This window comes from Gellertiella hungarica, from assembly GCF_014197145.1.
Lineage (GTDB): Bacteria > Pseudomonadota > Alphaproteobacteria > Rhizobiales > Rhizobiaceae > Gellertiella > Gellertiella hungarica.
The window spans coordinates 52,447-75,099 of sequence record NZ_JACIEZ010000004.1; the positions used below are offsets into that span (position 1 = coordinate 52,447).

Below are 22,653 nucleotides of genomic sequence, written 5' to 3' on the forward strand. Positions count from 1 at the left end.
TCGGCAGAGAACGGCCCGACCATGGCATCACGCAGGATTTCTCCGCTTGGCGCCGCGCCCCGTGTTCTCTTCGAAGAGGGACGCAAGCTGCTCGGTCATGGCACCCGCCAGTTCGTCCGCATCCACGATGGTTACGGCCCGGCGATAATAGCGCGTCACGTCGTGACCGATCCCGATTGCCAGCAGCTCAACGGGAGAGCGCGTTTCGATCTGTTCGATGACAGCACGCAGATGGCGCTCGAGATAATTGCCCGGATTCACCGAAAGCGTGGAATCATCCACCGGTGCACCATCGGAAATCATCATCAGGATCCGGCGCTGTTCCCGCCGCTGCATCAGGCGGTTATGCGCCCACATCAGGGCCTCGCCATCGATGTTCTCCTTGAGCAGGCCTTCCCGCATCATGAGCCCGAGGTTGCGGCGTGCCCGGCGCCACGGTGCGTCTGCGGACTTGTAGATGATGTGCCGGAGGTCGTTCAGTCGACCGGGTGCCGGCGGCTTGCCCGAGCCCAGCCACTTCTCGCGCGACTGTCCGCCCTTCCAGGCTTTCGTCGTAAAGCCGAGGAGCTCCACCTTCACGCCGCAGCGTTCGAGCGTGCGCGCCAGAATATCGGCACATGTGGCGGCAACCGTGATCGGTCGCCCGCGCATGGAGCCGGAATTGTCGATCAGCAGCGTCACCACGGTGTCTCGGAACTTGGTGTCCCGCTCCATCTTGAAGGAGAGCGGCTGCATGGGATCGATGACGAGACGCGGCAGGCGGGCGGTGTCGAGATAGCCTTCCTCAAGGTCGAAGTCCCAGGACCGGTTCTGCTTCGCCATCAGACGACGCTGGAGGCGGTTGGCCAACCGACCGACGGCCCCCTGCAAATGGGAGAGCTGCTTGTCGAGGAAGGCACGGAGGCGCTCCAGTTCCGCCTCGTCGCACAGCTCTTCGGCCGTGATTTCCTCGTCGAAATCCTGCGTGAAGATCTTGTAGTCGACCTTCTCGTTGAAATCGTCGAAGGGGCTGGCGGGGCGGCGTGTCTCGCCAGGTGTCTCCGAATCGTCCTGATCGTCATCCGAAAGCTCGTCTTCGGATATCTCCGCGCCGTCCATCTCGCCTTCGTCGAGTTGCTCCTCGGCAGACTGGGAGTCTTCGGCGGGCGCCTGCTCGCTTCCGGCCTCCTCCTCGGCGCTTTCCTGGTTCTCTTCCTGGCTGCGCGGCTGGTCTTCGTCAGCCTCGGGCTGGTTCTCTTCCGCCTCGTCCTGCTCGTCAGCGAGATCGTCAGCCATGTTCATGGAGGAGAGGATGCTGCGCACCACACGGGCAAAGGCCTGCTGATCGTTCAGCGTCGAAGCGAGGTTGTCCAGCTGGCCACCGGCCTTCTGTTCGATGTAGGGCCGCCAGAGATCGAGCACCTTGCCGGCGCTTTCCGGCGCCCTTGCACCGGTCAGCTTTTCCCGGACCAGCATCGCCAGCGCTTCCTGGATGGGCGCATCCTGCTGGCGCTGGATCCCGGAAAAATTGGCCCGGGCGTATTTTTCCGCGTTCATGGCTGCAAGGTTTTCCGCCATGCCCGCCATGCGAAGTGCGCCGATCGATTCTACCCGCGCCTGCTCCACCGCATCATACACGGCACGAGCGTCCGCGCCCTGAGGCGCGAGCGAGTTGTGGATCTTATGGTCATGACAGGCGATGCGAAGGGCCATGCTGTCGCCGAGGCCGCGCGTGACGGCAAGCTCGGCAGCAGAGGGTTTCCGCGACAGTTCGGGGAGCCGGATGGAATTCCCGGTCATCCCCGGCCTGTCATTGGCGAAGGTCACTTCTACCGGCGTTCGGCCGGCGACGGATCTGACGCAGCCGGAGATGGCCCGGCGCACCGGCTCCATGTCCACGACCGTTCCGGATTTCGCTCTGATGTTGTCGCCGCGGCCTGCCATATGTCCTGCCCTGAAGCCTTAGGATCCCAATACGATGTTGGCTGCACTTTCCTTCAGCTCGACGCCGAAGGCGCGCTGATACTGCTCGGCCACAAGGGTCCGCTCCAGCTCGTCGCACTTGTTCAGGAAGGTCACGCGGAAAGCGAAAGCCGTATCGCCAAAAATCTCGGCATTCTCGGCCCAGCTGATCACCGTACGCGGGCTCATGACCGTGGAGAGGTCCCCGTTCATGAAGGCGGCGCGGGTGAGGTCGGCGACGCGAACCATTTTGGAAACGGTGTCGCGGCCTGCCGAGGCAGCAAAGCCCTTGACCTTGGCGCAGACGATATCGACTTCCTTCTCGTGCGGCAGGTAGTTCAGCGTCGTGACGAGAGACCAGCGGTCCATCTGCGCCTGGTTGATCTGCTGCGTGCCATGATAAAGACCAGTCGTATCGCCGAGGCCAACCGTGTTGGCGGTCGCAAAAAGCCGGAAGGCCGGATGCGGGCGGATCACGCGGCTCTGGTCGAGAAGGGTGAGCCGGCCCGAGCTTTCCAGGACGCGCTGGATCACGAACATCACGTCCGGACGCCCGGCATCGTATTCGTCGAAGACGAGCGCGACATTATGTTGGTAGGCCCAGGGCAGAATGCCGTCCTTGAATTCGGTGACCTGCATGCCGTCCTTGACGACGATCGCATCCTTGCCGACCAGATCGATACGGCTGACATGGCTGTCGAGGTTGACGCGCACGCAGGGCCAGTTGAGGCGGGCGGCCACCTGCTCGATATGCGTCGACTTGCCGGTGCCGTGGAAACCGGAAACCATCACGCGGCGGTTATGGGCAAAGCCCGCGAGGATCGCCAGCGTCGTGTCGCGGTCGAAGAGGTAATCGGGATCCAGATCAGGCACATAGGCGCTGCCGACGCTGTAGGCGGGCACGCGGATGTCGGTATCGATCCCGAAAACCTCGCGCACCGAGATCGTCGTGTCGGGCAGGTTGGAATATTCAAGGTCAACTTTGCTCATCGTCTCTCCAAGGCGAACAGGCCACCTGTCCGTCCGTCTTCCCTCTTGCTGTCACGTTTTTGCAGGTGTTCCAGAAAGCGTCTAGCAGAAACCTTCCTGCTTTAACAATTGATACGCCTGTATAACTGCCCGAAAGCGCTCTTCCGAGCCCCTGTCCCCGCCATTTGCGTCCGGGTGATGCTTTTTTACAAGCTCCTTGTAGCGCGACTTGATGTCCTTGGGCGTCGCATTTGCGGCAAGCCCCAAGGTATCGAACGCCTTTGCTTCCAGCGTCTTGAGTTTACGCTCGCGCGGAGCCGGCCCGCCCCCGGCACGCGTCTGGCGGACAAAACCGAATGGATCCTTCAGGCGGCCATTTGCCTGCGCAGAATGGATGTTCGCATGGAGCGGCGAGCTGCGGGCTGCACCATTTACACCCACCGTCCAGGTCGGACGGTGGCCGGTAATGGCCTCCTTCTGATATCGGGCGATTTCGCTGTCCGAGAGACCGGAGAAATAATTGTAGCCCTTGTTGTATTCCTTCACGTGCTCGAAGCAGAAAAGGAAGAACGACCCTTCGGCGTTTCGACCGACGGGCGCCCTATGTGCACCCTTCTCGGTGCAACCATCCCACTGGCACATCGGTGCCGAGGCCTCGATGGTCTCGGCCCGCTTGCGCCGCGTCCGGATGCGGTCGAAATATTTGGAATCAAGCTTCATGCGGCCTAGCGCACCGTCCGATCGGTCAAGGATGGGAATGCGCCCTCTGGGGGAAATACTGTGCGGAGGCGACGCCGGCGAAGGCGACGCGCGACTGCCCTATTATGGGGCTCGAAAACCCTCACAACAAGAATTGACAAACCGGAATGTTGCGGGCTTTGTGAAACTATTTGGCTGCGCCGCCCGCGGCAGCCCCCTCCTCTCCCATCCCGGAGGACCGACAGGATGACCAGCCTCACAGAAACCATCCATGCCCGCCTTGTCGAGGCGCTGAAGCCGGAGCGGCTCGAAGTGATCAACGAGAGCCACATGCATGCAGGGCATCAGCCGGGGTTCGACGGCACGGGTGAAAGCCATCTGCGCATCAGGATCGTGTCAGCCGTCTTTGCCGGGATGCCTCGCCTCGCCCGCCATCGAACGGTAACGGATCTGGTCAGGCCCGAACTGGAGCGGGGCCTGCACGCGCTTGCGATCGAGCCGGCAGCGCCGGGTGAAGCCATACGCTGGTGATCAAACGGCCATTTCCCTGCAGCGCTCTGCACAGGTCATACATGCGCGCACGCAGGCCTCCATCCCATCTAGCCGTGCGCAATCTTCGGCGCAGGCTTCGCAGATCTCTGCGCAGGCCCGGCAGGAATGGATATGCAGCGCAGACCCTGTCATCATGATGTGGGCACTGGCGCGACACATCTCGGCGCACGCGGCCATCAGACGAAAGTGGGCCGGCTCGATATGGGCGCCGCCTACGGTCAGGCAATGTTGCATCTGTGCGGAATGGCATTCGCGGTAACAGGCCATACAGGCGTCGATGCAGGCCTGCATCGGCTCTTCATAAACCTTCATCACTATGCTCCTTGAATGAATTGCGGGCTTTCCGGCGGCCGGCGGGAAGAGAGTTCGGAGAGAGCCGCAGGCACACCGGAAAGCCCAGCCGGAAGGCCAGGCGTCGGAAGGGAATTATTTCTCGCCCTTCTCCAGCCATGCCTTCATGGACTCGATCTCGGCCTTCTGCGCATCGATGATCTTCTGCGCCATGGATTTGGCAGCCTCGTTGTCACCATGTGCCAGCTCGGTTTCAGCCATGGAGATCGCGCCGATGTGGTGGGCGATCATGCCGCAGACGAACGCCACATCGGCGTCATTCTGCATCATGCCGGCCATCATGTTGGTGTTCATCTCGCGCATGCCGAGCCCGAAGGATTTCTGGTAGTCGGTCATCTCCGACGACATCTCCGGCCCCTTTGCAGCCTCGCCCTTGATCTGCCCGGGCATCGCCATGGCATTGGCCCGGCATTTCTCGGGATAGGGGATCTCTTTACCGCGGGCAGGGACGACGGTGACCATCAACATCAGGCCCAGGACAGCCGCAGCACAGGTGGTCTCGAGTATGCCGTTCATGTCTTTTCTCCTTGCTGGAGGCGAAACACGATACGGGCTGTTAAGGTTCCCTTAACCCTGCTCGTCGGAGGGCAAACCTTCTGCCGGCTTGATCCGGATCCGGGTGATGCGGTTTTTCTCCCGCTTCATGATGATGAAGCGCTTGCCATGGAAGGTAAAGGCCTGCCGCTCCTCGGGAATGGTCATGGATTCGTGGATGACGAGGCCGGCAATGGTCGTGGCCTCTTCATCGGGAAGGGTCCAGTCGAGCGCGCGGTTCAGGTCACGGATCGGCACCGACCCATCCACCACGATCGACCCGTCGGCTTCCTGGCGCACGCCCTGGATTTCGAGGTCGTGCTCGTCGGCGATGTCACCGACGATCTCTTCGAGAATGTCCTCAAGGGTGACGATCCCCTGAACCTCCCCGTATTCGTCGACGACCACGGCGAAGTGCATCTTGCGCCGCAGGAAGGCGTTCAGCTGGTCTTTCAGATTGGTGGTATCCGGGACGAACCACGGCTTCTGCGCAATCTTGACGATGTCGAGGTTTTCCGGCTCCACGCCCGGTTCCGCCAGAGCGCGCAACAGATCCTTGGCGTGAACCAGACCGATGATGTTGTCGATGGAGCCGCGCCAGAGCGGCATGCGGGTAAACGGGCTCTCCAGGATGGTGCGAACGATCACCTCGGGCTTGTCATCCGCATTCACCGCGCGCATCGAGGTGCGGTGGATCATGATATCGGAAACTTCGAGCTCGCCGAGATCCAGCACGCCGCCAAGCCGGTCGCGGTCCGCCTTCACCACGGAGCCTTCACGGTGGAGCAGATCCACCGCCCCGCGCAACTCCTCATGCGCGGACAGCATGGAGCTCTCCTTGGAAAGGGTCACGCCGAACAGCCCGAGTACAAGTCTGACGAAGTGGTTGATGGCGCTCGATACAGGGCCGACGACGGCAACGAAGAGGCGGGTGGGAACGGCAACCGCGAGGGCGAAACGATCGGGCGAGGATATCGCCCAGCTCTTCGGCAAGACTTCTGAAAACACGACGACCAGTACGGTCACGATCAGCGTGGCGATAACCACGCCGGACTCGCCGAACAGACCGAGAAAAAGGCTCGTCGTGAGCGAGGACGCCAGGATGTTGACGGCGCTGTTGCCGATGAGCAAGGCCCCTATCAGCCGATCGCGTCGGTCTATCAGCCGATTGACGATACCGGCCCGCGCTTCCCCGTTGCTCTCCAAGGTGTGCATCCGCGCCCGCGAAGTGGCGGTCAGGGCCGTTTCCGTGCCGGAAAAGAACCCCGACGCAACAAGCAGGCCAAGGATGGAGAGGGCTGTCAGCCAGTATTCGGAGAGATAGGAGAAGAGCGTATGTTCGTTCATCCGGGATGTTTCCCCTTCAGGAAGGCCACCACCTCGCTCGCGGGAACGTCGTCGGCAATGAAGGATTGCCCGAGACCTCGGGTCAGGATGAAGGTGAGCTTTCCATCCTTGACCTTCTTGTCCTGGGCTATCGCATCCATCAGGCGGTCCGGCGGGGGCAGCCGGCCAGGAATGTCTGCCATCGATACCGGAAGACCAACGGCCCGGAGATGGGCTTCTACCCGACGTGCAATATCCGGACTGGCGAGATTCATCCGCGCCGAAAACTCATGCGCGAGAACCATGCCGATCGCGACGGCCTCACCGTGAACCAGACGCTTGCTGTCATATTCGGTTGCTGCCTCCAGCGCATGCCCGAACGTGTGGCCGAGATTGAGGAGCGCGCGCGGGCCATTTTCCCGCTCGTCGGCAACAACGACATCAGCCTTGGCCTGGCAGGAGGTGGCAATTGCCCGGATGCGTGCCTCCCCCCCTGAAAACACGTCGTTCCAGCTTCCCTCGAGCCATTCGAAGAATTCCGGCTTGTCGATGAGCCCGTATTTCACCACCTCTGCGTAGCCGGCCCGAAACTCGCGGGGGCTGAGGGTTGCCAGCACATCGGAGTCTGCCAGCACGAGGTCCGGCTGGTTGAAGACACCGATTAGGTTCTTGCCGTGACGGGAATTGATGCCCGTTTTGCCGCCGACAGAGCTGTCCACCTGGGCGAGGAGCGAGGTAGGGATCTGGACGAAACGGACACCGCGGCGCACGATCCCGGCCACGAAGCCAGCGAGATCGCCGATGACGCCTCCACCCAGGGCGACGACGGCATCGTTCCGCTCGATACGGGCCGCGAGCACCTTGTCGCATGCTTCCATCAGGGGTTCGAAGCTTTTCGTCTTTTCTCCCGGGGGGAGGATCACGGCGCTTGCTTCGATGCCGGAGGCGGCAAGACTTTCCGAAAGGGGACGAAGATAATGGGCCGCGACATTTTCATCCGTCACGATCGCTGCCTTCCGGCCCTTGATGCGCGCAGCGATTTCCCGCCCCGCGCGCGCGATTAGGCCGGGACCGATCAGAATGTCATAGGCACGCTCTCCGAGGGGAACATGCACCCGGGCAGCGTTGTCGGTCGCGGCAGTCATTCATCGTCACTTTCATCATAGGGAATACCCGCCACGGCGGCGAGGATCTCGTTGGCCATCTTTTCCTTGCGCACATCGCGCGAAAGCACGGTGAGGTCGGCCTCCGCGTAGATCGGGTAACGCTGGTTCATGAGGTTCTCGAGCGTCTGCTTTGGATTTTCCGTACGCAGCAGCGGACGCGTGTCGCGCTTGTTGACCCTCTCCCAGAGAACGTCGAGATCGGCTTTCAGCCAGACGGAGAGGCCGCCCTTCTTGATGAACCGCCGCGACCGCTCGTTGATGAAGGCACCGCCGCCTGTGGAAACCACGCGTGGTCCTCCGCGCAGTATGCGCTTGATCACGCGTGCTTCCAGAGCCCGGAACTCCTGCTCGCCATAGGCTGCAAAAAGATCGGGAATGGTCATCCGCGAGACCCGTTCGATTTCATTGTCCGTATCGATGAAGGGAATGCCGAGCTGGCTCGCGACAATGCGGCCCACGGACGATTTTCCAGCCCCCATCAGGCCGACCAGGATGAGGTTGCGCTTGCCCAGAGCAGCGCGCGCCTTGTCGCGCAATGTTTCCGGGACGATCGTCAAAATTTCGCTCATTGGCCTGACCATGTTGTATGAGCGGATCGTATCGGCAAATGCAGGGGGAGCGTCAAGTCGTGAACCACGAGAAACATGGCGGTGACCACCGTTCTTGCAAGTCTGCCCCGGCTTATTCATAAAGATCGCAAGGGCGATGCCCAGAAAGAGAGCCTCCGATGCCGACACTCTTCCGCTTTCTCACCGTTCTGGCCATGATTGCTGCAGTTGTTTACGGATCCCTGCTGGCTCTCTCCGTGCTCGTGGTGCCGCGCGAGAGGGAGGTCACCGTTCGGATTCCCTCCGAAAAACTGAACCCGCCCAAGACCGATACCCAGTGAGGACGGGATGATGGTGGATCTGGGCCTCGCGCATGTCGAGAGCTTTCTGGAAATGATGAGCGCAGAGCGGGGAGCAGCCAGCAACACGCTGGAATCCTATCAGCGGGACCTGGAAGACCTGCACGCCTATCTGGCACGCCGCGGAACCCGGCTTGTATCGGCCAGCGCCACGGATCTCGGATCCTACATCCAGTCGCTTGCGGCTGAAGGGTATGCAGCCACATCGCAGGCGCGGCGGCTTTCGACCATCCGGCAGTTTTACAAGTTCCTCTATTCCGAAGGTCTGCGGACGGACAATCCGACCGGTGTACTCGACAGCCCGAAGAAAAACAGGCCCCTTCCGAAGACCATGAGAATGGACGAGGTGGATCGGCTTCTTGCACAGGCAACCGAGGAAGCCGGCATCGAAGACGGCAACAGGCTGACACGTCTGCGCATGCTGGCACTTGTCGAGCTGCTCTATGCGACGGGCATGCGCGTAAGCGAGCTCGTCTCGCTACCTTTGCGCGTCCTCGACCAGGAAGGCCGCTTTCTCGTCATCCGCGGCAAGGGCAACAAGGAGCGTCTTGTACCTCTATCGCGCACGGCTGTGACCGCGCTCAGGAATTATGGCACGGTAAAGGCCGCACAGGAGGCCGAGAAGGGCATCGGTGACCCGGGGCCGTTCCTGTTTCCATCCGCGGGCAAGGAAGGTCACCTCAGCCGGCAGGTGTTTGCAAGAGACCTCAAGGATCTTGCCGCGCGAGCAGGGATTGCCGCTGCTTCACTGTCCCCGCATGTCATGCGGCATGCGTTTGCCAGCCACCTGCTGGCAAATGGTGCGGATCTGCGTGTCGTGCAGGAGCTTTTGGGGCATTCCGACATTTCCACGACACAAATCTATACCCATGTACAGGAAGAAAAGCTGCATCAACTGGTGCAGACACATCACCCTCTTGCCAAACAGGGCAAAAACAAGGATTAGAGCAGCCTTTGCTGCAAGACTGGCCGGCGAGGATCTCCGGCGGGCCCTGATCAGGATCGGAAACGTTTATCATGCATAACTATCTCGATTTCGAAAAGCCCATCTCGGACCTCGAGGGCAAGATCCACGAGCTGAAGAAGCTCGCGCAGGAAGATCAGAGCATTGACACGTCGGAAGAGATTTCCCGGCTGGAGGCGCGGGCACGCGACGCCATGCGGGAAATCTATGCGCAGCTGAATGCATGGCAGAAGACCCAGGTCGCCCGCCACCCGCAGCGCCCCCATTTCGTTGATTATGCCAACGCCCTTTTCGACGATTTCACACCGCTCGCCGGTGACCGCCGATTCGGCGAAGATGCCGCTATCCAGGCAGGTCTCGCGCGTTTCCGCGGGCAGTCGGTGGCCGTAATCGGCCAGGAAAAGGGGCACGATACCAAGTCGCGCATTCTTCACAATTTCGGAAGTGCCCGCCCGGAGGGCTATCGCAAGGCCATCCGCGTGATGGAAATGGCTGACCGCTTCGGCCTGCCCGTCGTCACGCTCGTCGATACCGCAGGCGCCTATCCGGGGGTCGGCGCGGAGGAGCGCGGCCAGGCGGAAGCTATCGCGCGCTCGACCGAGATGTGCCTGAACATCCGCGTTCCGATCGTTTCCGTGGTTCTCGGAGAGGGTGGCTCGGGTGGAGCCATTGCTATTGCGACCGGCAACCGTGTCTACATGCTGGAACATGCCATTTACAGCGTGATTTCGCCGGAAGGCGCGGCCTCCATTCTCTGGCGCGACTCGACCCGTGCCAAGGAAGCTGCCACGAACATGCGCATCACGGCCGAGGACTTGAAGGCGCTGGGCGTGATTGACGGCATCATCAAGGAACCGGTAGGCGGCGCTCACCGCGATCCCGAGCAGGTGATCACAGCGACCGGCGACGTCATAGCCAAGGCCCTTGGCGACCTCTCCTCCCTCTCCGGCGATGCCGTCCGGGCAGAACGACGCCAGAAATTCCTCTCCATCGGCCGCAATCTCTGACGGCACGGTTCGCTTCGTCATAATCATGACGCTATTTCGCGGGATTCATGCCTTCGAAACGGCATGATCGCGAGGGGGCGACATGGTGATATCCAACATTCCGCTTGAGCATTCCTGCCGCTATTGGTTAAGGATTTGTGAAGCATAAGGGCATAAGGTTCGCTCGAACGACCTTTAGGCCAATGATCTCAGGAATTTCGCGGGCATTCCGAAATGCGCATTCGCAATCTTCTCCTCGCGGGCCTCGTTGCCCCCCTCCTCGCTGGCTGCAATGACAGCCTGGAGTCGATCGACATTTCGAAAGTGTCGAACAAGGTCGAGTACCAGCTTTCGGGCAAGATCGTTGAGGAAATGCGCAAGAAGGGAATGGCAAAGACCTCCCCCATCATGCTTCGCATCCTCAAGGAAGAAGGCATGCTCGAGGTTTGGAAGGCGCGGACCGACCAGCGCTTCGAGAAGCTGGTCGACTACAAGATCTGCGCCTGGTCCGGCCGTCTGGGACCGAAGATCAAGGAGGGTGACCGCCAGGCTCCCGAAGGCTTCTACGAGCTGACGCAGGCGAACCTCAATCCCAATTCGAAATACTACCTCGCCATCAACACCGGGTTCCCGAACAATTTCGACCGCGCGAACGGTCGCTACGGCACCAATCTGATGATCCATGGCGCTTGCTCGTCGTCTGGCTGTTATTCGATGACGGATGAACAGGTACTGGAAATCTATGCCCTGGCGCGCGATGCCTTCCGGGGCGGACAGAAGACGGTTCAGCTGCAGGCGCTTCCCTTCCGGATGACCGCAGAGAACATGGCGCGTCACCGCCTGAGCCCTCATTACGACTTCTGGAAAATGCTCAAGGTCGGCTACGACAATTTCGAGGTGACGAAGCGTCCGCCGGAAGTCGCCGTGTGCAACAAGAGCTATGTGTTCAATCAGGACACGGGTGGCAAGGGTTTGAACCCGCGTGGTACCTGCCCCGCCATGTCGACGCCTCCTGCCCTGGCGGCAGCTCTCCAGAAGTACAACGCCAGGTATGACGCCGAATACCAGGCAGCGCTGAAGAAGTTTGACGACAAGGTCTGGTACGACCCGACCGAGGCCGAGCGCAAGGCGGTCGTCGCCAATCTCCGTAAGGGAAAAGAACTGGCCTACGCACCGACGGGCACGGCCCTCGAGGCGGGCAAGCTGGTCTCGATCGAAGAATACCAGGCGCTGCTGTCCGGCCAGGGAGCGAAGCAGACGAAGGCCAGCGTACCGCAGGCGACGGCAGCCCTTGCGGCCGCAGGCCCGTCAACCCCTGCTGCAGCTGCCAATTCCGCAGCACCGGCAGGCGCTTCGAACGAAACCACCGCTTCGGTACCGGTTCCGATGCCCAATCCGAACGCCCCGGTCGCCACGGCTGCGGCCGAACCGCCGAAGAAGCCATTCTGGAAGTTCTGGGCTTCGGAATGACGCCTCCTGATGGCGCTCCTGGAGCGGACTTTCTCGATCTCAAGGGTTTGAAATGTCCGCTCCCGGTTCTGCGGACCCGCAAGAAGTTGCGTGCCCTTCCGGAAGGCGGCAAGCTTCTTGTCGAAACGACCGATCCGCTTGCCGGTATCGACCTGCCCCACTTCTGCAGCCAGGAAGGCCATGAGCTTCTGTCCCAGGAACGCACCGAAGGCGGTCACCGCTTTCTGATCCTGAAGGGACAAGCGCCCCGGACTTAGAACTTCATGCCGGGGACGGCGAGCGGATTGTCCTCGAGTGCCGCACGATCGGGTCGGTCGACCCGGGGCGTGCCGGTAAAGGCATCGAAGAGCTCGGTGACGAAGGCCTCCGGAAGATCCTGCGTGATGAGGACAAGGCGCGTACGCCGATCCTCCGCGTCCGGCCAGCGCTCAAGTCTTACGGGAGGATGGAAGACCTGCTGAACCCCGTGCAGCACCACCGGGCGATCGGGGTCGTCGGCGAGGGCGACGATACCCTTCATCCGCAAGAGCTTCTCCCCATGTGCCGACCGCAGGAGGTCGATGAACATCTCCAGCGCCATCGGCGATACCGGCCGGTCGTGAAGGATAGAGAAAGATCGTATTGAGCGGTCATGCCGCGTCACGTCATGGTGATGATGGTGGTGATGGCGCGGTTCATCGTGGTGGTGGTGATGACCGGACGCATGATGATGATGCCCGCTGTCGCGTTCCTCGTCGCCCAGCCAACGCTTCACGTCCGCAATCTTCTGGTCGGGATTGTAGAGACCGGTTTCCAGCAGGGAGAGAGCACCGGTACCCGGATAGTTCCCATGCAGGATGGGCGCCCTCGGGTTGAGGACAGTCAGGCTGTCCGTGATGTCTTGCATGGCTTCGGCCGATGCCAGATCCGTTTTTGTCAGCACGATGCGGTCGGCCACCGCCACCTGCTTCACCGCTTCCGGATGTCGGTCGAGGGTGCTCTGTCCGTTCACCGCATCCACGAGGGTGACGACGCCTTCCAGCCCGAAATGCTGACCGATGACCGGATTGCCCATCACGGACTGCATGACCGGTGCAGGATCCGCAAGACCGGTCGTTTCAATTACCACCCGTTTCAACGGGCGTAGCCGTCCCGTCTGCATGCGGTCGGCAAGATCCGCCAAAGTGTCGATCAGTTCGCCCCGGACCGTGCAGCAAAGGCACCCGTCCGAGAGCTCGACAATGTTGTCGTTGGACCGCTCGACAAGGAGGTGATCGATCCCCACTTCGCCGAACTCGTTGATGATCACGGCGCAATCCCGCATCGCGGGATCCTTGAGAAGCCGGTTCAGCAGCGTCGACTTTCCAGCTCCGAGGAAGCCGGTGATGATGCTCACCGGAATGCGCTGCAAGGCACGGCTCATCAGATCAGCCCTTTGTCGGCTTCGGGGTCGGAACAGGAACCGACATGGCATCGCCAAGATCGGCATCCGCTTGCTGCTTGCCGCCCTTCTTGGTCTTGCCGCCCTTCTTCTTGCCCTTCTGGTTTTCAACCTTGGCAGAGGCAACCGGTTCCGAGCCCGGTATCAGTCCGGCAAAAACGAAGACCGGTTCCCGCTCCATTTCATGAACATAGGGAGACTGGAGTTTCATCCGCCCCACTTCGTCGCGGCTTTCGCTGCGGACCTTGGCACCTTTCGCGCTGCATATGTCCGCGGAAATGTCGGCCACCCCAAGGGCGGCGTCCGCATCGGGTGCCAGCTGATCGAGTCTCGGGCCGCTTGCCGGCGATACGAAGGCCTTCTGCAGGAGGTCTGCGGACATGTCGGCACGGGCTGCAAGGCTATCCGTTCCCAGCACGACGGAAACGATCGTGCGGCCGTTACGGGTGGCAGACGTTACCTGATTGAAGCCGGACGCGCAGATGAAACCCGTCTTCATGCCATCGGCACCCTCGAAGCGGCCGATCAGCAGATTGTAGTTCGGATATTGCCGCTTGCCGGTATCGATACCCTCGATCTTGAAATAATCGGCATATTCCGGAAACTCGCGCTTCAGCAGAACGGCCAGCAGCGCCAGGTCACGGGCGGTCGTATACTGACCCTTGCCCGGCAGGCCGTTGGGATTGATGAAGTGCGTGTTGCTCATGCCGACGCGCGCCGCCTCGGCATTCATGCGCATGACGAAATTCTCCTGGCTGCCGCCCACTGTCTCGGCGATCGCCACAGCCACATCGTTGGCGGATTTCACGAGCAGGAGCTTCAGCGCACTATCGAGCGTCAGTTGTTGGCCGGGCTTGTAGTACATCTTGCTGGCAGGCTGCGCAGCAGCACGCTTGCTCATGGTCACGAGACTGTCGAGGCGGATTTCCCCTGCACGAATGGCCCGGAACGTAACGTATGCAGTCATGAGCTTCGTCAGCGAAGCGGGGTACCACTTGCGGAAGGCCATGTCCTGATCCAGCACCTTCAGCGTTCCCGCGTCCACCACGATCCTCGGATTGGCCTCTGCAGCGAAGGGCATTGCACCGGCGGCCAGAAGCGTAACGGCCAGCACGGTGCGGCGCACTGCATGCGTCAGCAGGGTCTTGTTTACAAACACGGCTATCCTCAAATTGTGGGTGAATCTGTCGTCAGGCGATCGATTTTAGCCTATAGGGAATAGAAATGGCAAAGGTAAGTCATGCGGTCAACCTTGCACATCTTGCGAAGGCACCGCCATGCTGCTCCATTGCCGTCGAAACAGACAGAAAGTGACCGCATGCCAATCTTGAACCGTGCCGCCGAATTGCAGGACGAGGTCGCCGCCTGGCGACGCCAGATCCACAGCCGCCCAGAGCTGCTGTTCGATGTCGTGGAGACAGCCAGCTTCGTTGCTGAAAAGCTTAAGGAATTTGGCTGCGACGAAGTGGTCACGGGCATAGGGCGCACCGGTGTTGTGGGGCTGATAAAAGGCCGGACAGCGGGGCGCAAAACCATCGGCCTGCGTGCCGACATGGACGCCCTTCCCCTGACGGAGGTGACCGGCAAGCCATGGGCCTCCACCATACCCGGGAAAATGCATGCCTGCGGCCATGATGGCCACACGGCAATGCTGCTGGGTGCGGCCAAATATCTCGCCGAGACCCGGAACTTTGTCGGCAATGTGGCAGTCATCTTCCAGCCGGCGGAGGAGGGCGGCGGTGGCGGCAACCTCATGGTCCAGGACGGCATGATGGAGCGGTTCGACATCGGAGAGGTCTATGGTCTGCACAATCTCCCCGGGCTGCCCGTGGGAGAATTCGCCATCCGCAAGGGGCCGATCATGGCCTCGACCGACGAATTCAGCGTGACGGTAACCGGGCGCGGGGGACACGCCGCTCAGCCTCACAAGACGGTCGATCCCATCGCCATCGCGACGCAAATGGTCTCGAACCTGCAACTGATCGCGTCCCGCAACACCGATCCGCTTGAATCGCTGGTCGTTTCCGTCACCAGGTTCAACGCCGGGTTCGCAAGCAACATCATTCCCGATACGGCGACATTCGGCGGGACCGTCCGCACCCTGAAGGGGGAGATTCGCGATCACGCTGAACGGCGCATCCGCGACATCGTGTCGGGGCTCGCGGCAGCGCACGGTGCGGAAGCGGAGGTGCGGTACATGCGCAATTATCCGGTGACGGTGAACCATCCAGCAGAAACGGGACATGCGGCGGATGCTGCCATAGCCGTTGCCGGCCTGGACAAGGTCGACCCGGAAACGGATCCCATGATGGGCGGCGAGGATTTCTCATACATGCTGAATGCAAGGCCGGGTGCCTTCATTTTCCTCGGCAACGGCGAGAGCGCCAACCTGCACAACCCGAATTATGATTTCAACGATGAAATCATCCCGTTTGGCATTTCCTATTGGGTGAAACTGGCCGAAAGCAGGCTTGCCGCCTGAGGAAGCACCCCAAGTCCCCAAAGCGCTTCGCCAACCCGCAAAATCGGGACTTGGCGAAGCTACGCCAGTTCTGTATTGGGTGTCAGAAGTGGTCCCGTAGCTCAGCAGGATAGAGCACCAGATTCCTAATCTGGGGGTCCCGCGTTCGAATCGCGGCGGGATCACCATTTTCAATCTCAGCAGGGATGAACGCTTCCCCGGGGCTCTCCCCACGGGCGGCAGGCGAAACAGGAATGGCTGCCCTTGCCCGCCCCTGCCGAAATGGCAAAACTCAATGACATAATATAAATATTTACTATTGTGTAACTTCACCCGGCGTGGCGTGAGGGAGGCACTACGATGGCGTGGCTTTATCCACTGACAAGTTCGTCTGCGGGCATCAATCTTTCCCTTTCGAGCAATGACGATGTCTTCGTGTCGAGCGGGATCACATTGTCCGCCTCCGGAGGTGCGGCGATATTCGGGCTTGGGGGCGGGCATTCCATCATCGTCGCGGGAAGCTTGGCCAGCGATTACCTGACACTTCTACTCCTGGGGAGCGCAGGGGTGGACAGTGGCAACACGGTCGAGGTTACCGCAACAGGTCAGGTATGGAGCCAGGGACCTGCAGCCATTGCGATCGTTTCCATGGCCACCGCCGTGACCAATGACGGCTATGTGAGAGCCGACTTCGGCAATGGCGTTTCATTGAACGGAATGGGGGCCGGCATCTGCCATGTGACAAATGCCGGCAAGATTCTTGCAGGACAAAACGCAGTGAATCGCGATGCCCTCTCGACGGAACGTCTGGACCTGAACAATACCGGTTACATCAAGGGCGTGCTTGCCGCCTACCAGACGAACAACGCTCTTGCCGTGGATCGAATCCAGAACACCGGCACGATGGTTGGCGAGATCCGTCTTGGAAGAGGTGACGACCTCTATAACGGCGTCTATGGCCACCATCTGACAGGCGTCATAGACGGCGGCGACGGCGCAGATCAGATCTATGACGGGGCAGAAGGTAATAGCATCGCTGGCGGGAACGGCAATGACATCCTGCGGGGCTACGGCGGAAATGACCTGTTGAGCGGAGGGACTGGCATCGACACCCTGGATGGCGGCACAGGGAACGATGTCATTCAGGGAGGTTCAGAAGCAGATCTTCTGATTGGCAGGTTGGGTGCCGACGATCTCTATGGCGGGAGCGGAGCAGACCGGTTCATCTTTTCCCAGCTTTCGGACTCGACGGTGTCGGCCACCGGTCGGGACGACATCCTCGATTTCAGCCATCTCCAGGGGGACCGCATCGATCTGTCACCACTGGATGCGCGCTTAGACCTCGCGGGAAATCAGGCCTTCGGCTTCATCGGAGCACAGGCCTTCACGGGGGCAGCGGGTCAAATCCGTTTTCAGATCGCGAGCGGCCAAACCTATGTCTACGGGGATGTGAACGGAGACAAGATCGCCGATTTCGCCGTTCACGTGGCAGGGGCCGTCAGCCTGGTCGCCAGCGACTTCATTTTCTAGGATCCACCGGACCCGACAGGAACCGAGCGTCAGGCAGCCAGATCGTCTGCTTCCGTGCCCTTGAACATCTTCGCCAGGTTGAGGAAGCAGATCATCCCGTTCTCGTTGGCGATGACCCCCTCACAGAAGCTCTTGTCGAAGGAAGCGGTCACTTCCGGCACGGGCTGCACCTGGCTCGAGGGAATGGTCAAAATGTCGGACACACGGTCAACCAGCATTCCGATCACCATGGTATGAACTTCCGCCACGACGATCGCGCTGCGCTCGTTGGCTTGCGTGCTCTTCATGCCGAGCTTGTAGGCGAGATCGATGATCGGGATCACCGATCCGCGCAGGTTCATGACCCCGATGATCTCGGGAGGGGAGTGCGGGATCGGCGTTGAGGGTGCCCAGCCGCGAATTTCGCGGATGGTCGTGGTCTTCACACAGAACTCCTGATCATGGAGGCGAAATGCGATGATCTCCAGCATTTCGCCGCTGAAGGTGGTCGAGTTGAAAGTCGTCGCCATCGGAATTCTGTCCCGTTCCCATCTGTCGGCTGAGCCGCCGCATGTCCTCGTGTGCCAGACCGCCTACCGTTGGCGTGCAGCATAGCTGCACCCGGAAGGTCGTCCGCGACTCAACCTAGCAGGAGAGTCTTGATCAAAACTGAATTGAGACAGAATTCCGCGAACTTGCCCCAAATCCGGACAATGCCGCTCGTCTCACGCTGCTCGCGTTGGACGGTCGAAGATGCGCCGCCCGAAGAGGCTGGCTGTCATCTCCACCAGCACGCGGGCACTCTTGCCCCGATCATCCAGGAACGGGTTGAGCTCGACGAGATCGAGAGAAGATACGAGTCCGCTGTCACAGAGCAGTTCCATGATCAGATGGGCCTCGCGGAAGGTCGCGCCGCCGGGAACGGTCGTTCCGACGCCGGGCGCAACATCCGGGTCGAGAAAATCGACATCGAAGCTGACATGCAGCAGGCCGTTTGCCGCCCGAACATTGTCGATGATGCGGTTTACGATCGCGCCGACGCCCGACTCGTCGATGGCACGCATGTCGAAAACATTGACGCCGTTGTCCCGCACAAGCTCGCGCTCCTGCGGATCCACGGACCGAATTCCAAGCTGGTAAACGTGGGAGGGTTCCACAAAGGGGCGGTCGGCAGGGAAAATTGGCGCGAATTCGGCCCGGCCGCAAAAATGCGCTACAGGCATGCCGTGCATGTTGCCGGAAGGCGATGTCTCGGGCGAGTTGAAATCCGCATGCGCATCCAGCCAGAGCACGAAGAGGGGACGGCCAACCTCGGCGGCATGGCGGGCCATACCGGCAACACTTCCCATGGAAAGGGCGTGATCGCCTCCCAGGATGATCGGCAGTCCGCCCTTCGAAGCGACCTCGTAAGTCTTGGCTTCAAGCTCGCGGACGAATGCGCCGACCATCTGCAAATTGAGGGCGTTGCGCAGCGCAGGAAGGTCCCGTGCCGGAACAGGCCGGATGTCGCCGTTGTCGGTGACTGCATAACCGAGATCCTGCAACGCTGTATCGATACCGGCAATACGCAGTGCCGCAGGTCCCATGGCAGCGCCACGTCGCCCCGATCCCTCTTCCATGGGAACTCCGATGAGTGTGATCGGCGGCTTGGCAGCTTCAGTCATGACCTCAATCTCCTGTTCGTCTCGGGCCGATTTAAATCACAAAGCGTGGTGGCAAATAGATGGAAAATTGTTCATTTTCCTGGCATAAAACGCAAATTGTAAGCCGTGATTGACAAATTGACAGATGGACGATCTGGATCAGGAATTACTCGCCGCTCTTCGGCACAATGCGCGCCTGCCGGTATCGTCGCTCGCGGCCATGACAGGGGCATCCCGAGCAACGGTAACCGCACGGATTGAGCGGATGGTGGAAAACGGCACGATCACGGCCTTCACGATCAAAACAGGGCATGAAACGCGCTCCGCCAACGTGCGCGCCATCATCATGATCGAGGTTCTGGGCAAGATGGCCGATCGTGTGGCGGATCAGCTCCGGGGGATGCCGCAGGTCCGCGCCCTGCACTCCACCAACGGCCGATGGGACTTCATTGCAGAACTCGAGGACCGCGATCTCGTGGCCTTTGACGAGACACTGCGCAGGATCCGCCTCATCGAAGGTATAAACGTGACGGAAACGAACATCCTGCTGCGATCCCGCAAGTCGAGCTTCTAGCGAGCACGCGGCGCACTCAGGGGATCCTCAGTATTCCTTCTCGTAGAATATGCCTGCTGCGCCAGCTCCGTCACTTCCCGCCTCGCCCTTGAGCTTGATGCCACGCCCGATATCCAGGTTGATCGAAGCCTTGCTGCCGGAGGCGGCCCCCTGTTCCACCTGGATGTAGGTTCGGTCATTGAGGTATTTCCCGGCCTTGACCTGAGCCTGCCCGTTTTCATCCGACGTCACGTCGAGATCATCGATGCCAAGATTGGAACGCAGGCTCTGGAAGAGGGACGTCGACCGTCCTCCCGCCAGCTGCGCTGCCGCATCTGCCAGCTGCGCGATCTGAAGTACGGAAAGACGCGAGAGCGACTGCTGGAATATCAGCTGCGCGAGGATTTCGTCCTGGGGCAGCGACGGGCTGGAGGAAAAGCTCACCGACGGGTCGTTGGCGGGTCCGTTGATGTTCACCGTCACGGTCACACTGCCGGAATCGGCTTCAGCAGCCATATCCAGCGTGGGCGTGAAATCGCCGCCGAAAGCAATGTTGCCGGAGGTGAAGTCGAGCCTGCGGTTAAGAATGGTCAGGCGCCCCCGCTTCATCTTGAAGCCACCCGATACGACCGGATCACTGGCCGTTCCCCTCAGCGTCAGGTCGCCGCCCAGCTCCGCATCGATCCCTCGACCCTGCACGAAAATCCGCGGGGCAGAAATGGTAAGGTCGAGCGCAATGGACGAGGAGGAACCTTTCGTTCCGCCGCCCGCACGCGACATGACATCTTCATTCTGGGCCGCAACGGCCTTGGATTCGTTCTTGTGCTTGACGTTGATCTGCGAAAGCGAGGCGGGAAGCTTCTGCGGAATGGTGATAGCGGACCTGCCGAGCGTGAGATTTCCGCCGAGCTTTGGACCGCCGGTCAACGGCCCCGTCAGAGCCAGGGTGCCATCCACCACCGTGGACACGATCTTGCCATCCACGTAAGCGGCCTTCTTCAGGTCTATCTTGAGATCGGCGGGGAAGCCGCTGCCGGGGGCTATGCCAACCGTCCCGGTCACGGACACCGTGCCACCCGTGGCGAGTGTACCCGACAGTTTGGAGATCGTGGCACGCGTGCGCTCCAGGTCGATCGAAAGCGTGAGATTGCGAATGGCGAGGTTGCGACGAACATCGACCAGTGACGCATCCGAAGATGTGACCCTTCCGGTAATTGCCGGGGTGGAGACGGTGCCGCCAATCTTCACGTCGAGGACAGCAGAACCGCCTACTTCCAGTCCCTGTGCCGCCAGGACGCCGGAGAGCGCCTTCAAGGGCAGCTTCCCATCGAAGGCCAGATTGAGGGCCTGATTTCCGGAAACGACAACCGAGCCGCCACAGTTGATCGAAAGACCGTCGGCGTTGGAGGCCGTGGCGTTCAACTGGAGTTTTCCGCCTCGCAGGCTACCATCGGTCTTGATGGCAAAGGCCTGTAATCCGGCAGCGCGGGTTTGGGCCAGTGCAGCACGCTCGAAGGCCAGACGATAATCGACAACAGGCGCCGCAGCCTTTCCGGTGATCTTGACCGCGCCGGTGACGGTACCATCTGCCTGCAAGGCGGGGGAGACCGCATTGGCGAGACTGAGCGGCAACGCCCTGATGTCGGCAGTGATATCCAGTGCCTCGCCCGCAGTACCGGAGATGGCAACGGTCCCCTTCCCCGCCTGGATGGTTGCGTCTCGAAGCGCCAACCGGCCGTTTTCAAGTGCGAGTGTCGTGGGACGGGCAAGTTTCAGCGCGATGCCACGGGGTTCGGCCGACAGAGTGTCGATCGCGATGCTCGTGCGTGTGCCCTCGACCTCGGCACTGCCCTTGAGCACGAGGGGTTTTCCATCATAGCCCGCCTTCAAGTCGAAACCGGTCTTTCCACCCTCGCGCTCAAAGGAAAGGGACAGCTTCGACAGGCGGTTTGCACCGGATGCAATTTCCGATGCCTGCACCACGCCGGAGGCGGCAAGGGCCTTGAGGTCTGCAATATCAAGCGAAACCTTGGGCTGGCGGATCACCAGTCCCTGGCGTTCCAGGGCGATGCCTGACGCTTCGATCCGTGCGGAGGACACGCCGCCACGGGATGTGAAGCGCGCCGTGCCCTTGAGGTCGCCTGCCGCTTTCTCACCCGCAAGCGCTGCGACCAGCCCGATGTCGGGGAGATCGAATGTCAATCCGCCCTCCGGCATGAGGTTTGAATCCAGACGAAGCGCACCCTCCATGTGATTGGGGCCGATATCGGCTTTCAGAACCGGGAGGGTCGTCACCCCGTCCTGCGAGCGCACTTCGGCATCGATGGCAACTGGCTGACCAGCAAGCGTCCCTTCTGCGCTGACACGGGCTACCGGAGCCGCGACATCGGCTTTCCCCTCCGCAGTCACGGTCAGATTTTCGAGCGTTCTCCCCGACAGAATGGCTTTTTCTGTTGTCAGGCCCAGCTTGAAATCCGGCCGAGACAGGGCTCCGGTGGCGGCGAGGGAAAAATCCGCTTCCCCTTTTGCGTCTGCAAGCCAGGCGCCCAATGAAGGAAGCCTGCCCGCAAGGGATGCCTCAAGAGATCCGCCTGCCACAGACACATCCCCCTTGGCCGCAAGAACGTCGGATGAGAGATCGACGCCCGTTATCGCCAGAGCGCCCTCGGAAGAATATGAAAGGCTGGCGGCGAGGGAGATCTTGTCTTTGACCTTGGCTGCCAGGGCCTCGGGAAGCACGGCAGGCAGCGCAAACAGCTTGACGCTGGATATAAGGCCGCCACCATTCATATCGTAGGAGCCGGACGCCGTTCCACCGAGGCGCGCACTCTCGACGGTAGCGCCGTCGAAGGCGATCTTGCCAGCGGCGATGTCGATAGGCGCCTTGAGGATGAAGGGGCCCGGCAGCAAGCGCTGCAGGTTGGGGTCAGCAAAGGTGCCCCTGGCAAATTCCACTGTAACCGTTGCCGGTCCCGTTCTCGATTGCAGGTTGAAGGCAGCACTGCGAGCGGCCAGCCGGACATCCTCGGTCCGGTATCCGGGGAAGCTCACGCTCGGCAGGGTTGCCTGGAGGTCCAGTACTGCCGCACTCGCCTCGCCAGAAAGGGAGAGGTCTATATCCGTCAGCTGAAGCCCGACATTGTCCTTCCCCACGGGAATGGCAAGCGAGACCGCCCCCTTGACGCCCTCGGCCCGGGCCGAC

21 protein-coding genes, 1 tRNA gene and 1 pseudogene are annotated in these 22,653 nt (G+C 60.9%); 10 read left to right on the forward strand and 13 right to left on the reverse strand.

All coding sequences use genetic code 11. The features are described 5' to 3' along the window. Positions 1 to 27 precede the first annotated feature (27 nt). The 3 genes from cobT to GGR23_RS11585 all read right to left on the reverse strand — a co-directional run bounded on the left by cobT (position 28) and on the right by GGR23_RS11585 (position 3,630). Positions 28 to 1,923, reverse strand: a complete 1,896-nt coding sequence (gene cobT, locus GGR23_RS11575; RefSeq protein ID WP_183366448.1) for a cobaltochelatase subunit CobT — start codon at positions 1,921 to 1,923, stop codon at positions 28 to 30. Positions 1,924 to 1,941: 18 nt separating this feature from the next. Beyond that, complete coding sequence (gene cobS / locus GGR23_RS11580; RefSeq protein WP_183366449.1) at positions 1,942 to 2,931, reverse strand: cobaltochelatase subunit CobS; 990 nt, start codon at positions 2,929 to 2,931, stop codon at positions 1,942 to 1,944. Between the two features lie 81 nt (positions 2,932 to 3,012). Continuing rightward, a complete protein-coding gene (locus tag GGR23_RS11585; RefSeq protein WP_183366450.1) occupies positions 3,013 to 3,630 on the reverse strand; it encodes a J domain-containing protein in 618 nt (205 codons plus the stop codon). 225 nt (positions 3,631 to 3,855) lie between these two features. Here GGR23_RS11585 and GGR23_RS11590 point away from each other — a divergent pair, with 225 nt between their 5' ends. Further along, entirely contained in the window at positions 3,856 to 4,140 is a 285-nt protein-coding gene (locus GGR23_RS11590; RefSeq protein ID WP_183366451.1) for a BolA family protein, read from the forward strand. Here GGR23_RS11590 and GGR23_RS11595 read toward each other — a convergent pair whose 3' ends face one another. The 5 genes from GGR23_RS11595 to GGR23_RS11615 form a co-directional block, all read right to left on the reverse strand. Next, positions 4,141 to 4,473: a four-helix bundle copper-binding protein gene (locus GGR23_RS11595; RefSeq protein WP_246365317.1), complete on the reverse strand. Its 333-nt coding sequence runs from the start codon at positions 4,471 to 4,473 to the stop codon at positions 4,141 to 4,143. 114 nt (positions 4,474 to 4,587) lie between these two features. Next, positions 4,588 to 5,028 carry a CopM family metallochaperone gene (copM, locus tag GGR23_RS11600; RefSeq protein WP_183366452.1) on the reverse strand — a complete coding sequence of 147 codons (441 nt, stop codon included), beginning with the start codon at positions 5,026 to 5,028 and terminating at the stop codon, positions 4,588 to 4,590. 51 nt (positions 5,029 to 5,079) lie between these two features. Further along, a complete protein-coding gene (locus GGR23_RS11605) occupies positions 5,080 to 6,393 on the reverse strand; it encodes an HlyC/CorC family transporter (protein ID WP_183366453.1) in 1,314 nt (437 codons plus the stop codon). After that, entirely contained in the window at positions 6,390 to 7,517 is a 1,128-nt protein-coding gene (gene aroB, locus GGR23_RS11610; protein WP_183366454.1) for a 3-dehydroquinate synthase, read from the reverse strand. The genes GGR23_RS11605 and aroB overlap by 4 nt, the downstream gene beginning before the upstream one ends. Further along, positions 7,514 to 8,107: a shikimate kinase gene (locus GGR23_RS11615; protein ID WP_183366752.1), complete on the reverse strand. Its 594-nt coding sequence runs from the start codon at positions 8,105 to 8,107 to the stop codon at positions 7,514 to 7,516. Before GGR23_RS11615 ends, aroB begins: the two co-directional genes overlap by 4 nt. Before the next feature lie 158 nt (positions 8,108 to 8,265). Here GGR23_RS11615 and GGR23_RS11620 point away from each other — a divergent pair, with 158 nt between their 5' ends. From GGR23_RS11620 to GGR23_RS11640, 5 genes are all read left to right on the forward strand, one after another. Further along, positions 8,266 to 8,427 (forward strand): hypothetical protein, encoded by a 162-nt coding sequence (locus tag GGR23_RS11620; protein WP_183366455.1) that lies wholly within the window; start codon positions 8,266 to 8,268, stop codon positions 8,425 to 8,427. Between the two features lie 10 nt (positions 8,428 to 8,437). Next, on the forward strand, positions 8,438 to 9,391 hold the full coding sequence (xerD, locus tag GGR23_RS11625; protein WP_183366456.1) for a site-specific tyrosine recombinase XerD: 954 nt from the start codon (positions 8,438 to 8,440) through the stop codon (positions 9,389 to 9,391). 71 nt (positions 9,392 to 9,462) lie between these two features. Beyond that, positions 9,463 to 10,416 carry an acetyl-CoA carboxylase carboxyltransferase subunit alpha gene (locus tag GGR23_RS11630; RefSeq protein ID WP_183366457.1) on the forward strand — a complete coding sequence of 318 codons (954 nt, stop codon included), beginning with the start codon at positions 9,463 to 9,465 and terminating at the stop codon, positions 10,414 to 10,416. Positions 10,417 to 10,629: 213 nt separating this feature from the next. Further along, complete coding sequence (locus GGR23_RS11635) at positions 10,630 to 11,865, forward strand: L,D-transpeptidase family protein (protein ID WP_183366458.1); 1,236 nt, start codon at positions 10,630 to 10,632, stop codon at positions 11,863 to 11,865. Next, a complete protein-coding gene (locus tag GGR23_RS11640) occupies positions 11,862 to 12,122 on the forward strand; it encodes a sulfurtransferase TusA family protein (RefSeq protein WP_183366459.1) in 261 nt (86 codons plus the stop codon). Before GGR23_RS11635 ends, GGR23_RS11640 begins: the two co-directional genes overlap by 4 nt. Here GGR23_RS11640 and GGR23_RS11645 read toward each other — a convergent pair. Together GGR23_RS11645 and GGR23_RS11650 are read right to left on the reverse strand one after the other, a co-directional pair. Next, the gene (locus GGR23_RS11645) at positions 12,119 to 13,267 is read right to left on the reverse strand and encodes a CobW family GTP-binding protein (RefSeq protein WP_183366460.1); all 1,149 of its coding nucleotides are present in this window, start codon (positions 13,265 to 13,267) and stop codon (positions 12,119 to 12,121) included. The genes GGR23_RS11640 and GGR23_RS11645 overlap by 4 nt on opposite strands. 4 nt (positions 13,268 to 13,271) lie before the next feature. Then, positions 13,272 to 14,366, reverse strand: coding sequence for a D-alanyl-D-alanine carboxypeptidase family protein (locus tag GGR23_RS11650; RefSeq protein WP_183366753.1), 1,095 nt, complete (start codon positions 14,364 to 14,366; stop codon positions 13,272 to 13,274). Between the two features lie 237 nt (positions 14,367 to 14,603). Here GGR23_RS11650 and GGR23_RS11655 point away from each other — a divergent pair, with 237 nt between their 5' ends. The 3 genes from GGR23_RS11655 to GGR23_RS11665 all read left to right on the forward strand — a co-directional run bounded on the left by GGR23_RS11655 (position 14,604) and on the right by GGR23_RS11665 (position 17,276). Continuing rightward, positions 14,604 to 15,767: a M20 aminoacylase family protein gene (locus tag GGR23_RS11655; protein ID WP_183366461.1), complete on the forward strand. Its 1,164-nt coding sequence runs from the start codon at positions 14,604 to 14,606 to the stop codon at positions 15,765 to 15,767. Positions 15,768 to 15,857: 90 nt separating this feature from the next. Beyond that, positions 15,858 to 15,934 (forward strand) — tRNA-Arg (locus GGR23_RS11660). A gap of 172 nt (positions 15,935 to 16,106) precedes the next feature. Beyond that, positions 16,107 to 17,276, forward strand: coding sequence for a calcium-binding protein (locus GGR23_RS11665; RefSeq protein ID WP_183366462.1), 1,170 nt, complete (start codon positions 16,107 to 16,109; stop codon positions 17,274 to 17,276). Positions 17,277 to 17,305: 29 nt separating this feature from the next. On the opposite strand, the gene GGR23_RS11670 is transcribed toward GGR23_RS11665, so the two are convergent. Both GGR23_RS11670 and rocF read right to left on the reverse strand, forming a co-directional pair. Then, the gene (locus GGR23_RS11670) at positions 17,306 to 17,785 is read right to left on the reverse strand and encodes a chemotaxis protein CheW (RefSeq protein WP_183366463.1); all 480 of its coding nucleotides are present in this window, start codon (positions 17,783 to 17,785) and stop codon (positions 17,306 to 17,308) included. A gap of 195 nt (positions 17,786 to 17,980) precedes the next feature. After that, positions 17,981 to 18,919, reverse strand: a complete 939-nt coding sequence (rocF, locus tag GGR23_RS11675) for an arginase (protein WP_183366464.1) — start codon at positions 18,917 to 18,919, stop codon at positions 17,981 to 17,983. 124 nt (positions 18,920 to 19,043) lie between these two features. Between rocF and GGR23_RS11680 the strand changes: the two genes are divergently transcribed. Beyond that, positions 19,044 to 19,472, forward strand: coding sequence for an Lrp/AsnC family transcriptional regulator (locus GGR23_RS11680; RefSeq protein ID WP_183366465.1), 429 nt, complete (start codon positions 19,044 to 19,046; stop codon positions 19,470 to 19,472). A 27-nt stretch (positions 19,473 to 19,499) separates the two neighbouring features. Here the strand turns inward: GGR23_RS11680 and GGR23_RS23615 are convergent. Continuing rightward, positions 19,500 to 20,579 (reverse strand): annotated as a pseudogene (locus tag GGR23_RS23615) (translocation/assembly module TamB domain-containing protein); the annotation flags it as partial. Positions 20,580 to 22,653 lie beyond the last annotated feature (2,074 nt).